The 13999-nt window shown below is 61.8% G+C and carries 13 protein-coding genes and 1 pseudogene; 7 read left to right on the top strand and 7 right to left on the bottom strand.

Annotated features, from left to right (window positions below):
• Positions 1 to 34: 34 nt before the first annotated feature.
• The 4 genes from ABIA42_RS09760 to ABIA42_RS09745 all read left to right on the top strand — a co-directional run bounded on the left by ABIA42_RS09760 (position 35) and on the right by ABIA42_RS09745 (position 4013).
• The gene (locus ABIA42_RS09760; protein WP_370123570.1) at positions 35 to 1426 is read left to right on the top strand and encodes a sodium:proton antiporter; all 1392 of its coding nucleotides are present in this window, start codon (positions 35 to 37) and stop codon (positions 1424 to 1426) included.
• Between the two features lie 160 nt (positions 1427 to 1586).
• Entirely contained in the window at positions 1587 to 3182 is a 1596-nt protein-coding gene (locus ABIA42_RS09755; protein WP_370113949.1) for a sensor histidine kinase, read from the top strand.
• A gap of 44 nt (positions 3183 to 3226) precedes the next feature.
• Positions 3227 to 3430 (top strand): DUF1289 domain-containing protein, encoded by a 204-nt coding sequence (locus ABIA42_RS09750; protein ID WP_370113951.1) that lies wholly within the window; start codon positions 3227 to 3229, stop codon positions 3428 to 3430.
• A 28-nt stretch (positions 3431 to 3458) separates the two neighbouring features.
• Positions 3459 to 4013, top strand: coding sequence for a TIGR02281 family clan AA aspartic protease (locus ABIA42_RS09745; protein ID WP_271529175.1), 555 nt, complete (start codon positions 3459 to 3461; stop codon positions 4011 to 4013).
• A gap of 5 nt (positions 4014 to 4018) precedes the next feature.
• On the opposite strand, the gene dusA is transcribed toward ABIA42_RS09745, so the two are convergent.
• Positions 4019 to 5011: a tRNA dihydrouridine(20/20a) synthase DusA gene (gene dusA / locus ABIA42_RS09740; protein WP_370113953.1), complete on the bottom strand. Its 993-nt coding sequence runs from the start codon at positions 5009 to 5011 to the stop codon at positions 4019 to 4021.
• Positions 5012 to 6325: 1314 nt separating this feature from the next.
• Between dusA and ABIA42_RS09735 the strand changes: the two genes are divergently transcribed.
• On the top strand, positions 6326 to 6661 hold the full coding sequence (locus ABIA42_RS09735; RefSeq protein WP_370113955.1) for an H-NS family nucleoid-associated regulatory protein: 336 nt from the start codon (positions 6326 to 6328) through the stop codon (positions 6659 to 6661).
• 348 nt (positions 6662 to 7009) lie between these two features.
• Positions 7010 to 7195, top strand: a complete 186-nt coding sequence (locus ABIA42_RS09730) for a hypothetical protein (RefSeq protein WP_370113957.1) — start codon at positions 7010 to 7012, stop codon at positions 7193 to 7195.
• A 9-nt stretch (positions 7196 to 7204) separates the two neighbouring features.
• Here ABIA42_RS09730 and ABIA42_RS09725 read toward each other — a convergent pair.
• The 5 genes and pseudogenes from ABIA42_RS09725 to ABIA42_RS09705 all read right to left on the bottom strand — a co-directional run bounded on the left by ABIA42_RS09725 (position 7205) and on the right by ABIA42_RS09705 (position 12264).
• Positions 7205 to 8681 (bottom strand): annotated as a pseudogene (locus ABIA42_RS09725) (IS66 family transposase).
• A gap of 122 nt (positions 8682 to 8803) precedes the next feature.
• Positions 8804 to 9118: an IS66 family insertion sequence element accessory protein TnpB gene (tnpB, locus tag ABIA42_RS09720; RefSeq protein ID WP_370123573.1), complete on the bottom strand. Its 315-nt coding sequence runs from the start codon at positions 9116 to 9118 to the stop codon at positions 8804 to 8806.
• A 129-nt stretch (positions 9119 to 9247) separates the two neighbouring features.
• Positions 9248 to 10057: an IS21-like element ISBj11 family helper ATPase IstB gene (gene istB, locus ABIA42_RS09715; protein WP_014497900.1), complete on the bottom strand. Its 810-nt coding sequence runs from the start codon at positions 10055 to 10057 to the stop codon at positions 9248 to 9250.
• Positions 10054 to 11604 (bottom strand): IS21-like element ISBj11 family transposase, encoded by a 1551-nt coding sequence (gene istA / locus ABIA42_RS09710; RefSeq protein WP_080769320.1) that lies wholly within the window; start codon positions 11602 to 11604, stop codon positions 10054 to 10056. The genes istB and istA overlap by 4 nt, the downstream gene beginning before the upstream one ends.
• A gap of 207 nt (positions 11605 to 11811) precedes the next feature.
• A complete protein-coding gene (locus ABIA42_RS09705) occupies positions 11812 to 12264 on the bottom strand; it encodes a transposase (protein WP_109146010.1) in 453 nt (150 codons plus the stop codon).
• On the opposite strand from ABIA42_RS09705, the gene ABIA42_RS09700 reads away from it, so the two are divergent.
• Positions 12209 to 12667, top strand: a complete 459-nt coding sequence (locus tag ABIA42_RS09700) for a DDE-type integrase/transposase/recombinase (protein ID WP_370113960.1) — start codon at positions 12209 to 12211, stop codon at positions 12665 to 12667. The two genes, ABIA42_RS09705 and ABIA42_RS09700, sit on opposite strands and share 56 nt — an antisense overlap.
• On the opposite strand, the gene ABIA42_RS09695 is transcribed toward ABIA42_RS09700, so the two are convergent.
• Entirely contained in the window at positions 12657 to 13775 is a 1119-nt protein-coding gene (locus tag ABIA42_RS09695) for a UDP-N-acetylglucosamine pyrophosphorylase (protein ID WP_370113962.1), read from the bottom strand. The genes ABIA42_RS09700 and ABIA42_RS09695 overlap by 11 nt on opposite strands.
• Positions 13776 to 13999 lie beyond the last annotated feature (224 nt).

The raw sequence follows: 13999 nt of genomic DNA, 5'->3' as shown, positions 1-13999 counted from the left end.
TGCCTGCCGGCGGGGATCGCGCCTCATTGTTCGCCTGCTCCCGGTCGCGCTCCTGATCCTGGTTGCATTACCTTCGCAGGCACTCGCCGCATCGCTCGACGGGGCGAGCATTCGCCCGCAATGGGCGCTCCCCTTCGCCGGCATGCTGCTGTCGATCGCGATATTTCCACTCGCAGCGCCTCACTTCTGGGAGCACCACCAGGGCAAGATTGCTGCGATTTGGGCCGCCCTGATCGTCCTGCCGCTTGCCATCTGGTACGGCCCGCTTCCAACCATCCAGGCACTCATCCATACCGCGCTGCTCGAATATATCCCCTTCATTCTGCTGCTCCTCGCTCTGTTCACCGTGGCCGGCGGAATCGTGGTGCGCGGCAATCTTCACGGCTCCCCGGTTCTGAATACGCTGCTGCTCGCTCTGGGCACCCTGATTGCGAGCATCATCGGCACGACCGGCGCCTCGATGGTCATGATCCGGCCGGTCATCCGCGCCAATGACGACCGGCGGCACAACGCGCACGTCGTCATCTTCTTCATCTTTCTGGTGTCCAATATCGGCGGCTCGCTCTCGCCCCTGGGAGATCCGCCGTTGTTCTTGGGGTTCTTGCGCGGCGTGGACTTCTTCTGGACGACGACGCACCTGTTCCCCCAGACCACGTTCGTGGCCTGGATTCTGCTCGCCCTGTTCTTTTGCATCGACACTTATCTTTATCGCAAGGAAGGCCGCGTCAAACCGGACCCGACTCCGGACAATCCCTTGCGGATCAGCGGCGGCCTCAACTTCGCTCTGATGGGAGTCATCATTGCTGCGATCCTCTTGAGCGCCAAGCTCGACCTCGGCGGATTTGAGGTTCTCGGCACGCACCTCCAGCTGCAGAATCTTCTGCGCGATGCCGTAATGATCGGCGTCGTGTTTGCATCTCTTGCCGTCACGCCGAAGGAGGACCACGACGCGAACGGCTTCTCTTGGGGCCCCATGATCGAAGTGGCAAAACTGTTCGCCGCCATCTTCGTCACCATCATTCCCGTACTTGCGATCCTCAACGCCGGCAAATCCGGCGCGTTTGCCTCCGTCGTGAACATGGTCACCAACGCCGACGGCACGCCGAACAATGCCGCCTATTTCTGGTTGACCGGCTTGCTCTCATCCTTTCTCGACAATGCGCCGACCTATCTGGTCTTCTTTGAGCTTGCTGGAGGCGACGCCAAGCATCTGATGACGAATGGCGCCATGACCCTGGCCGCGATCTCCGCAGGTGCGGTGTTCATGGGCGCAAACTCTTACATCGGTAACGCGCCCAACTTCATGGTTTACGCGATCGCGCGAGCGAGCGGCGTCGCAATGCCGGGCTTCTTCGGATACATGGCCTGGACCTCCATCCTCCTGCTGCCGGCGTTCGCGTTGGTCACACTCGTTTTCTTCAGGTGAAGGGGCTGCGGGTTCCGCGAGCGAGGTCGGAACCGGGCATTGGATTAACGCCGGGTTAACGTAATTCTTTAGCTCCTTAAGTCAGCTCTTAAGGATTTCTTGCCAGAGATAGACAACGCAGAAGTCCCGCGCCCGGCGTGGGCAGGAATTGTGTTGTTTGATGAGTAACCCCGCTGAAAAGCCCGAGGTTGTGCAGCTGCCGGCCGAGCCGGTGAGCGCGCCATCGGCGAGCAGCCGAAGGGCTGCGGCGCAGCGGGTGCGCGAGGCGCGGGACAGGTTAACGTCGACCAGTGGAACCCGGCCGGCTTTCGACGCCGAGATGCTGCGGCAATACGCCCAGACGCGTCTGTCCGCCTCCTATGTGGTGATGCTGCTGGTGGTGGCCACCGGCGTGCTGTTCGGGCTGTGGATGCAGCCGGTCCCGGCCGCGGCCTGGACCGTCGGCATGCTCTGCATCCACAGCGCCATGATCCGCAGTTGCCGGCGCTTCCTGACCGAACCCGCCTCGCCCGCGGCGACGCGCGCGTGGCGGACGCGCTTCGTCGTGCTCGACCTGCTCTACGGCCTGTGCTGGATGGCGATCCTGATCCATCCCGTGCTCGACATGGTCACGGAAACGCTGATGATGTTCTTGATGCTGCTGGTGATCGCAGTATCGAGCATGCTCGCTGCCAACCTGCCGATCGCAGCCCTTGCCGCCACGGCGCCGGTCGCGGTCGCGATGGCGCTGAGCTTCGCAGTGACCGGTTCGCTGGACAACTACATCCTGGCCGCGCTGGCGCTTGCCGCCGAAGGCTATTTCGTCCTGCTGGCGCACCGCCTCCACTCCTCGACCTTCGCCACGCTGGAAGCGCGCGCAGAGAAGGACGCGCTGATCGGCGAGCTGGAACAGGCCAAGGCGATCTCGGACGAGGCGCGCCACCGTGCCGAAGCCGCCAACGTCGCCAAGTCGCGCTTTCTCGCGCAGATGAGCCACGAGCTGCGCACGCCGCTGAATGCCATCCTCGGCTTCTCCGAGGTGATGAAGAGCGAGATTTTCGGCGCGCACGCGGTGCCGGTCTACAAGGAATATTCCGCCGACATCCATAATTCCGGCGTGCACCTGCTCAACCTCATCAACGAGATCCTCGATCTGTCGCGGATCGAAGCCGGCCGCTACGAACTCAACGAGGAAGCGGTGTCGCTGGTCGGGATCGTCGCCGACTGCCATCATTTGATGAAACTGCGTGCCTCGAGCCGCGGCATCACCATCCACGAAGTGTTCGAGCAGGCCATGCCGCGGCTCTGGGCCGACGAGCGTGCGATCCGGCAGGTCGTGCTCAATCTACTCTCCAACTCGATCAAGTTCACCCCACAGGGCGGCGAGATCTGGCTCAAGGCGGGATGGACCGCCTCGGGCGGACAATATCTCTCGGTGAAGGATACCGGCTCCGGCATCCCCGAGGACGAGATTCCGGTCGTGCTCGCCTCGTTCGGCCAGGGCTCCAATTCGATCAAGTCGGCCGAACAGGGCGCCGGCCTCGGCCTGCCGATCGCCAAGAACCTGATCGACCTGCATGGCGGCACGTTCACGCTGAAATCGAAGCTGCGCATCGGCACCGAGGTGATCGTCACCTTCCCGCCGGAGCGGGTGATGAGCGCGCTCGCCCCGCTGTCGGATGATTCTCCGCCGCTCCAGCCGGAGAGTTCCGGCCTGCCCGACGAGAAACGCCGGCCGCGCCACAAGCCGATCATGAGCGCGGGCACAGGCTCTTAACGAGATGCTTGCAGAGATGTCCGACGATCCCTCACTATGTCCGAATGAGCAAAGAAACACCGTGCGTCGCCGTCTGCATGATCGATCCCAAGACCAAGCTGTGCTTCGGGTGCGGCCGGACCTTGCCCGAGATCGCGCGCTGGCATGCCATGGAAAGCGCGGACCGGCTCGCGATCATGGCTCTCTTGCCGGCGCGCATGACGGCAGCTGGACTTGCGCCGATCGCGGGATCGCCGAAACGCATCTGAGCCGCCCGTGGGCCATCGGAGGCGCGCGATGATCCGCTTCCTGCTCGTTCTGGTCATGCTCGCCGGCACGGCAGGTGCCGTGGTCGCCTATGGCGACGCCGACCAAATCGCGCGGGCCAGCCACAAGGTCTCGCACATTTTCCGCGGACAGACCGCCTCCCCTGCACCGGCCGTACAGGTTCCGCGCGGCCAGGGCGGCGAATTCACGCTGCGCGCGAAGATCAATGGCGTCACCGCGCCGATGGTGATCGATACCGGCGCGACATCGGTGGTGCTGACCTGGGAAACCGCGAAAGCAATCGGACTGCCGCTCGAGATGCTCGAATATGACGTCGACCTGGAAACCGCGGGCGGCCACACCAAGGCGGCGCGGCTCACGCTCGACCGTCTCGCCGTCGGCCATCTCGTCGAGAAGTCGGTGCCGGCCCTCGTCGTGCAGCGCGGCCAGATGAAGACCAATCTGCTCGGCATGAGTTTCCTCGACCGCCTTGAAAGCTGGGGCGTGCGCGCTGACAAGCTGATGCTCACCGGTTATCCGGAACTCCAGCGCAGTCATCGCCGCTCGCGCACGGCCGTCGACTAACTGACTTACGCCGCCTCCGCCGGCGCGCGCGCAGCGACGCGCGCGATCGCATCGCGCAACACCTCGAGACCTGCGCCCGGCTTCACCCCTTGCTCGGCCAGATGACGGCGGAAGGCCCGCGCGCCCGGCACGGCATGGAATGCGCCCACGAAATGCCGCGTGATCGCGTGCAGTCGCGTTCCGCGCGCGAGCTGCTGCTCGATGCAGGGCATCATCACCTCGAGCGCATCCTGCATGGTCGCATGCGGCGCCGCTTCGCCGAAGATCTCCCGATCCACGGACAGGAGCCGCCACGGTTCCTGATAGGCGGCGCGGCCGAGCATCACGCCGTCGACATGTTCGAGATGTGCTTTCGCGTCTTCGATACCGCGAATTCCGCCGTTGATGATGACAGTCACACCAGGCATTGCGCGCTTGAGGCGATAGACGCGGTCATAGTCGAGCGGGGGAACGTCGCGATTCTCCTTCGGGGACAACCCGTTGAGCCAAGCCTTGCGGGCATGCACGATCAGCGCGTCACAGCCGGAGGCGACCACCGCATGTGCAAGCGCATCGAGCGCGACCTCCGGATCCTGCTCATCGATGCCGATGCGGCACTTCACGGTGACGGGAATCGCGACGGTGCGTTTCATCGCGTCGACGCACCTCGCCACCAGATCCGGCTCTGCCATGAGCCAGGCGCCGAAGCGGCCATCCTTTACGCGATCGGACGGACAGCCGACATTGAGATTGATCTCGTCATAACCGAACGCCTCGCCGATCCGCGCAGCCTCGGCCAGTTCGCGCGGATCCGAGCCGCCGAGTTGAAGCGCCACCGGATGCTCGCACCGATCGAACCCGAGCAGCCGCTGCCGATCGCCATGAATGACGGCGCCGGTGGTGAGCATCTCCGTATACAGCAGCGCCCGCCGCGTCAGATGACGGTGGAACACCCGGCAATGCCGGTCCGTCCAATCCATCATGGGCGCCACGGAAAAGCGATAGCTTTGATATTCCAACTACTTATCCTATCATTTCAACGGACTAGAACAGGAACACGTGCACACGTGTGCACTCCAAACTAGCCAAAATTGCACACGTTTGTACCGCATTTGATCTCCCGGTGCACATGTAGCGCACACGAAATCGGGTGGAGTTCACACGCAATGCCGACGTTTACAAAAGTCAGATCGGGAAGCTGGCGCGTTCAGGTTAGGAAGAAAAACGAATACATTGCAAACACGTTCATGCCAGAGCAAGAAGGCCGGGCACACCGATATTAGGCATCGCAGCATCTACCAGCGCGACGTTCGGAACAAGAAGCCGTATTGCCTCGCTGCAGCTTGCTGCATCTCCGCAAGAGGCCAGGATCGTAAGATCACTCTGCGCGGAAAGGACGCTGCGCATCCCTTGCAAGACGATCGGGTGCCGATCCGCGATGACAATTCTGATGCGGCGCATGTTTCCTCAGCCCGAGAATCAAAACCTGCACGGCGCCGCTTTATTCCGGCGATGTCCCTACTGAAACGCGTGACGCACCTTAACCATAAAACCAATACACAACTTCAAAGCGTGGCACCTGCTGCGGCCTTATCAGCCGCGGCAGTGTAACTTGTTTTGGAAATGCATGCAGCACCTCATGAATGCGGGCTTCGCTGGAGAGCGGGACCACGAATTCTTCCGACATTGACAATTTTAAATGGTTGTGTCAAAAAATTTTGGCAGAGATGTATTAGGATCGAAATTCATCTTATCATCACCTCGATTATTGCCGAGGATATATAGCCACAATCGCAATTTAAATCTAACATTCAGCGAAGTTTCGCTGAAGCTCGCTGAGGAGCGTGACGCTTCTCAAGCGTGGGATTTCAATGGAGGTGGCCAACAGAAAGCATCACAATCGACAAAGGCTTCTGTTTCAATTTATGGAACCGTTGAACGCTGATCGGCAAAGCAGATCGGCACCTTCACCGTCCGACGTAGTTTTTTGCCAAGCGGTCAAAAGTGATCTTGTAACGATTAGGTGGTCACATGTATTCTGCGGCTGTTTTGCGTCAAAATCATCAAGCGCTCATCATTCAATTCACTGAATTGCAGAACTTGCGTAGTCGCGTGTTTAGGGCCGAGCAGCGGTTGCTTGCACCCAGACGACGAGCCCGCAGACGGAGGGCGCCTGGGGGGCGCCCCCTCGCTCGAAAGCAAGGGCCCAGCCGGTAAGTCCCACCACCACCACGTTCCGGCGCAGGCGCGCGAGTGGATCGAGCTTGCCGGACCCTGGTTTGACCTGATAATCCCCATTCCGGTTTCGATTCGGAGCTAGTTGGGCGGCTTTCATGGAGAACGAGGACTGGGCATCCGTGTCCACAGCTGAGCTGTGGCAACTCTACGATGAGGTCACGACCGTTCTTGGTCGCAGAATGACCGCGGAAAAGGCCAAGCTCGAAGAGCGACTTCGCAGGATTGAGGGGACGGCCGCTCCGACCGAGAACGAGGCACGTCCTCGCCGCCCCTACCCCCCAGTGCTGCCGAAATACCAGAACCCGAGGGATCCATCCGAAACTTGGTCCGGTCGCGGCAAGCAGCCCCGATGGCTGAAAGCCCAGCTTCGAGCAGGCAAGAAGCTGAATGATCTCCTAATCGACCGCCCATCTCGACAAAAGCGCCGCTGAACGGGCTGAACATCCGACCATATCGTTAGGGCGGCGGCGGTGTTCAGGGCTCGCAGGCGGCACGGCCGTTACGCGCGCGCCGTGACGATGCTTTTTGCAGCGCCGGACTTTCTCAGCGCGGTTCGGGCCGCACGCCCCTAGCGCCGCCTTCGCCCCTGCGGGTCTCGCCGGCCGGCTGTTGCGCTTGGCGCGATCGCCCAGTGCGTGAGCGCACCAAATCCAATGCCAGCCTCCCGACCGCGATCCGGCAAGTCCATCAAGTCAGCAGCGGACGCTACGGCAGTCTCTCGCTCCACGCCGTCTTGCGCAGCCAGGGACGTTGCGCAAACCGTGGTCGGATCGCGGCTGATGCAACGGCATGGCATTCGGGCGATCATGGCGCCGCCTCGTCGGGTCCGCACCACCTACAACCGCCACAATCTGCCGATCGCACCGAACCTGATCGCGCGCGACTTCACGGCTCCCGCCCCGAACCGGGTCTGGCTCGCCGACATCACCGACATTCCGACCGCGGAGGGGCTGGCTGTATCGTAAGTGTCGTTCTCAGGCCACGGCTTTGAGGGCTTGAGCTCGGTAGGCCCAGGGCAGTAGCTGATCGATGTCGCGGTTTGGATGCCCGTTGACGATCCTGGTCAGGACGTCGGCAAGATAGGCGAGCGGATCGACGTCGTTGATCTTGCAAGTCTCGACCAAGGTAGCGACGACGGCCCAATGTTCGGCGCCACCGTCGGATCCGGCAAACAGCGCATTCTTGCGGCTGAGCTTGATGCCACGGATTGATCGTTCGACGGTATTGTTGTCGAGTTCGATGCGCCCGTCGTCGATGAAGCGCGTCAGCCCTTGCCAGCGCGAGAGGGCGTAGCGAATGGCCTCGGCGAGCTTGCCCTTTTGGCTGATGAGAGCGAGCTTGGCGCGCAACCAGGTCTCAAAGGCCTGGGTCAGTGGTCGGCTCTTCTGCTGCCGCACGAGGCGACGTTCCTCGGCGCTGCGGCCGCGGATTTCCTTCTCGATCGCATAGAATGCGGCGATGTGCTTTAGCGCCTCGCTTGCGATCGGTGCGGGGCCGGGTGTCGCGAGTTCATAGAAGTTGCGCCGCATGTGCACCCAGCAAAAGGCGAGCTCGACCTCGCCCCGTTCGGCAAGTTTTGGATAGGCGTTGTAGCCATCGACCTGCAGGACGCCCTTGAAGCCGGCAAGATGGCTGAACAGCCGCTCGGCCTTGCGGTCGGGTGCATAAACATAGGCGATGCCGGGCGGATCGAGGCCACCCCAAGGCCTGTCGTCGGCGGCATAGGCCCAGAGCTGGCCAGTCTTGGTGTGCCCTCGACCGGGATCGAGCACCGGCACTGTCGTCTCGTCGGCGAACAGTTTGCACCTCGCTCGAAGCACCATGAGGAGGCGCTCATGCAGCGGACGCAAATGGAAGGCGGCATGCCCAACCCAGTCCGCCAGTGTCGAGCGGTCGAGTTGGATGCCCTGGCGGGCATAGATCTGGGCCTGCCGGTAGAGCGGCAGATGATCGGCGTATTTGGACACCACAACCTGAGCGACGGTTGCCTCCGTCGGCAGTCCGCCCTCGATCAGCCGGGCCGGAGCCTCGGCCTGCAGGACGCCATCTTCGCAGGCGCGGCAGGCGTATTTGGGACGTCGGGTGACGACAACGTGGAACTGCGCCGGCACCATGTCCAGCCGCTCGCTCTTGTCTTCACCGATCCGGTGCAGCTCGCCCTGGTAGCAGGGGCAGGTCTTGTCGTCGATATCGACGACGACCTCGATCCGCGGCAGATGCCGGCAGTGCGCCGCGATTGTTGCGGCGCTTGCGTGCGCGCTCCGCCCGGCCTTCCGGGGCGGTCTCGTCCTGACAGGCCTCGGTAGAGGCCGCGACCTGCTCGACGTCCTCGAGGCCCAGCAGCATCTGTTCCTCAGGAAGCGACTCTGCCTTCCGGCCAAAGCGATGACGCTGCAATTCCTTGATGATCTGGCGCAGCCGCTCGCTCTCGTGCCGCTCGGCCAGCAGCATCGCCTTCAGCGTCTGAAGATCATCAGGAAGGTTATCGCTCACAGGCAAATCAGAGCATATTCGCGCCCGCCTGACGACGTGCTCGATACCTCTGATTCACTTCGCCGCAGCGCGGCCCACAATTATCCGGCTTGCGTCGGGACGACCGTCTCCCGTGCAGCGTGGACACGCCGCCAATCCAGCCCTTCGAGCAGCGCCGACAATTCCGCCGCCGACAAACGCATCACGCCATCCTCGATCTTCGGCCAGTGGAAGAGGCCTTCCTCGAGCCGCTTGGCGAACAGGCACAAACCCGTACCATCCCAGAAGATCAGCTTGATCCGGTCCGCCCGCTTGGCACGGAACACATAAACAGCTCCCGAGAACGGATCGGCTTTCATGTGCTCGCGTACCAGCATCGCAGGCCCCTCCATTCCTTTGCGGAAGTCGACCGGTATAGCGCGACGATCTGGGTCGGAAGAGCGCGGCGATCAGGATGGCGAGTCAGTGTCGCGGCGCGATGATGATCGCCGCGATGATTGTCGCGCGCAAGAGTTTTGTTTGCTTTGATTGTCGCGGAGCGTCAATCAAGCGAGCGTTTTTTGTGTCGCGTGCTCCGGTGGCCGCCCTGGACCACGCTTTCGCTCGAGGGCAGTCCGCCTGCGATAGCTCTCGACGTTCATCTCGACGATGGTGGCGTGGTGAACAAGGCGATCGATCGCCGCGAGGGTCATAGCTGGGTCCGGAAAGACCTTGTTCCATTCTCCAAAGGGCTGATTGGCGGTGATCAGCAAAGAGCGTCGCTCGTAGCGTGCGCTGATGAGCTCGAACAGCACACTGGTCTCGGCCTGGTCCTTGGTGACATAGGCAAGATCGTCCAAGATGACGAGATCGAAGCGATCGAGGCGGTTGATGGCGCCCTCGAGGTTGAGCTCGCGGCGAGCCACCTGGAGCTTCTGCACGAGATCGGTGGTGCGGGTGAACAGGACGCGCCATCCGTTCTCGATGAGGGCCAAGCCGATTGCTGCCGCCAAGTGGCTCTTGCCTCCACCGGGCGGACCAAACAGCAGCAGATTGGCGCCCTTGCCGAGCCAGCCGTCGCCGGCGGCGAGTGCGGTCATTTGCGCCTTGGAGATCATCGGCACGGCCTCGAAGTCGAAGCTGTCAAAGGTCTTTCCGGTAGGCAGCCGCGCCTCGACGAGATGGCGCTCGATGCGGCGGCGGCCGCGCTCAGCGATCTCGTGCTCGGCAATGGTGGCGAGGAAGCGCGCCGCCGGCCAGCCTTCTATATCGGATTGCTCGGCAAATTGCGGCCACAGCGCCTTGATGGCGGGCAGCCGCAGCTCGTTGAGCAACAGATTGAGGCGCGCGGTGTCGACTACGTTGGTTGTGCTCATGCGGCGCCTCCGATCTCGGCGGTACCGATGAGGCATTCATAGGTGGCGAGCGGTGCGAGGCGTACCACGACGTTCGGCACCTGGGCGGGATCCGGGGCGAAGTGAGTACGTAGCCGGTTGAGGTCGGGCAGCCGGCCGTCGTTCAGGTCAGCCGTGAGCTGATTGGCGAGTTCGGCCTCGCAACCGCGCTCATGGGCGAGTGCGAGGAGATCGACCATGATCCGGCAGGCCTTCTTGTCCGGTAAGCGTTTGCGCAAGACGTCGAAGGCTCGGCGGTAAGCTTCCCGGGGGAACAGCTGGTCGCGGTAGACCAGGTTGAGGAGCGCCATCGGCTTGCGCCGCAAGGAATGGATCACGTGTCGATAATCGACGACCTGATCGTGCTTGCCATTGGGATGCGGCCGCCCGCGCGGCAAGGTGAGGAGATGCGTGCCGCCGACAAACACGTCGAGGTGATCGTCATACAGGCGCACCCGCAGCCGATGGCCGATCAAGCGCGACGGCACCGTGTAGAACACCTTGCGCAAGGTGAAGCCGCCGGACGACGTCACGTGGACGATCACCTCTTCATAGTCCGACGTGCGGCGGTCCGGCAGATCCTGAAGTGCGCTACGTTCACTGTCGATCCGCTTGGCGTTGCGGGCATTGCGGCGGCTGGCGATCTCATCGATGAAGCCACGATAGGCAGCTAGATCGTCGAAGTCGGCGGTGCCACGCAGCAACAGCGCGTCGCCGATCGCTCGCTTGAGATGACCATGCGAACTCTCGATCGCCCCGTTCTCGTGGGCGATGCCACGATTGTTGCGGGAAGGCCGCATGCCGTAATGGGCACAGAGGTCTTCGTATCGCCGCGTCAGATCGTCTTTGGCGTCGCGGTCGAGATTGCAAAAGGCGGCCGACAGGCTGTCGGTGCGATGCTCCCGTGGCGCCCCACCGAGTGACCACAAGGCATTCTGCAGGCCTTCGGCCAGAGCGACGAAGCTCTCACCGCCGAGCACGACATGGGCGTGCTCAAACCCGGAATAGGCCAGCCGGAAGTGATAGAGACGATGGTCGAGCGGTACGCCCGCGATCGTGACACCCAATTCGCCCATGTCGGTGAAGTCGGACAGGCCGCGCTGACCGGGTTCGTGGGTCTGGCGGAAGATGACCTCCTGCTCCTCGCCGTGGATCGCCCGCCAGGCCCGGATCCGGCGCTCCAGCGTGCGACGGATGCCGGCGCCGAGCTCGGGATGGCGTCGGAGCAACTCCTCGAAGATCGTGACCGGCCGCACACCGGGGGCGGCCTTCAGCATCGGCGCGATATCTGTCTCAAATACGCGGGCCAAGGGATCTGGCCGGCGACGGCCGCGGGGAGCCTTCTTCTGCGACGGAAGGCGTCGATCCTTCTCGATCCGGTAAGCGGTCGAGGTGCTGAACGAAGCCTTGGCGGCGGCCACGGGTGGGCTATCGGTCTGACGGTACTTCATGTAGAGCCTCATTTGGTGATCGGTAATGTGTCGGCCTGGCACGCGAGTGATTCCTCTTGGCGGAAGAACCACTTGCATAACCAGCCGGCCGCGATCACCAGTCGGCGCGGTCCGCTGTGGATCGCGCCGACGCCGGGCTCGTAACTCCGGTCGGGCTACGCCCTCCCTGCGTCACGAGCCCGGCGTAGCCCTCTCATCATGGTCGACGCTCCACTTCCATCCTGTTCGCCGCGCGGCAGACCGGCTTGGTTGCCACCACCACCCGGACAGTTCCGGACGGGCCGATCACCGACCTGCCTTCAGCGCATGGACGATGGCCGCAATCATCACCACGTCCGCGCCTCGGCCGACCCGGATCGTAACGCCTTCGGCTTCGATCTCGATGTCCCCAGCGTCGCAACGGCGAGCCCGGACATTCGGCTTGGCTTTGCGTCGCGCTGTCTTGCGCTCATGGCCAACAGCCACCGCCGGCACTGTGGCGTCTACCACCGCCGGTACAAACGGCGGATCGTCAGCCATCGGCGCCGGCGACCGGCGCGCCTGCCGGCGCCAGGTGAAGACTTGCTGCGGGCTCAGCCCGTGTCGACGGGCAATCTCGGAAACGACCGCCCCTGGTGCCAGCGTCTCCTCGACGATCCGGGTCTTGTCGTCCTTGGAGAACCAACGACGGCGTCCCGTCTCCGTGATCACCTCCAGCCGGCGCGCCGTCACGTCCGACTTAAGCGTATGGTCAAGCATAGACACAAGCCGATCCCTTCAAAGAGATCGTGAAGCTCGCCTATCCCATCTTCCGCGAGAAGGTGGGAGCGGAACGACGCTTACGCTGTATCTGGCGGCCGTCATGGATCTATTCAGCCGAAAGATTGCCGGCTGGGCCATGCAAGACCATATGCAGGTCGAACTCGCATCGGCGGCGCTGGCGATAGCCATCAACCAGCAACGTCCGCAGACCAGATTGATCCATCATTCCGACCGCTGTGTGCAGCTCACACGCTTATCGCAGTTCTCACCTGCCGGCATCGTCGCATCGATAAGCCGCAAGGCCGATTACAACGACAACCTCGCTGCCTCGAACTTGAACTCGCGACTGAACTTTCGTCTCTGCATAACCAGTCTGCAGCGTGATGATTCTAAGTGCTAATTTGATTATTTCGAACAAACTGTTGCACGATGGCTTGCAACCAATCTGTACCGGCATTAACCGCATCGTCAGACAGGGTCCGCAGCCATTCCACATGGCTCATGGAGCTTGGCTCTATTGCCAACGGACATGCAATTGAGGGGAGCTGCATAGCAGGCAGAGTGCTGACTCCAAGAAATTGAGCAAGCCTGAACCACCGCTCCGACATACTGCTATCGATGAGATGGATCGCTGCATCCATCGCCATCCCCAAATGAGACTGTCTCTGCTCGCCAGTTAAGCGTGCTTTCCGTACCGCAACATACCAAGCGCGAAGGGCCGCTAGTTGGCCGACGTATTCTAGGTTTCGTTCGACTCTTGGGCCAGAGAGTCCTCTTGCTTCGAAGGTCCAAGGAGCGTCGATTCCGCGCAGCGTTTCGGCATGGATTCGTCTGGCTCCAACATCCGAACGTATGACCTGTCCGGCAACAGTGAAGGTGCCGTAGCCTATGCGGTTAGGGCCGACCATTCCACTGATGCCACCTATAAAAATTCGCTCCTGCCTGAGAAAGACTCCTTGAGGAACGTCCCCAATCAGCGAGGGAGTTGCTTTGTCGCCGGCTTCTCCCCACGGGGTGAAATTGAAATGAATGAACCCGCTACCGATTTCCGTGTGATTGGACCTTGAGCGCCCCCCTGAAATGAAGCAGTCGCAACAATTAATGAGCGAACCCAGCGTTACGAAGCTCGTCAGGATCGTGTGCTTAAGGCCGACCGCATGAGCAGTCGAAGCCTCCTCTTCAAGGAGAGTACCCCCGCGAACGTGCCCGCTCGAGCCTATTCTAGCTTTCGAAAGAAGCACCGAGTCGGTGACAAATCCGCCGGCGATTTCCGCATCTTCTCCAACGATCGAGTTTACAACGGTTGCCGGTCCCTCGGTCCCCAGCTTTGCGCCAGGAGCAACAACGGTTCCATACCCTAGCAAGCGGGTCCCCGGAAACAGTACAGATCCCGGAAAAATGCGATCCAGTTGGACTTCATCGTCGATGAATGTTTGGCGGGGATCAACGAGATTTACGCCCTTCTCAGCAAGGCGCTCAAGTCTGTCGACAAGCGAAAGCTTCTTCATTTGTAGCGCATCTGACTTGTTAAAAGTAGACCTCGGATCCCTTAGGATTGCGAACGATGGATCCTGCCGCGACTTTGTCGGATGAAGCCACAATCGAGCCCGGGCAGATTATAGCCCCAAGACCCAATCTAGCTCCATCGCCGACGAATGCCACCAGATCTGGCGCTTCAGCTGCTGCATCTCCCACGAGACACCCCGCTCTGACCAATACGTCAGACCCGAGA

The sequence above is a fragment of the Bradyrhizobium sp. USDA 327 genome (assembly GCF_041262065.1).
GTDB lineage: Bacteria > Pseudomonadota > Alphaproteobacteria > Rhizobiales > Xanthobacteraceae > Bradyrhizobium > Bradyrhizobium liaoningense.
Note: the sequence above shows the minus strand (reverse complement) of the source record. Positions and strands in the feature narration are given on the sequence as shown.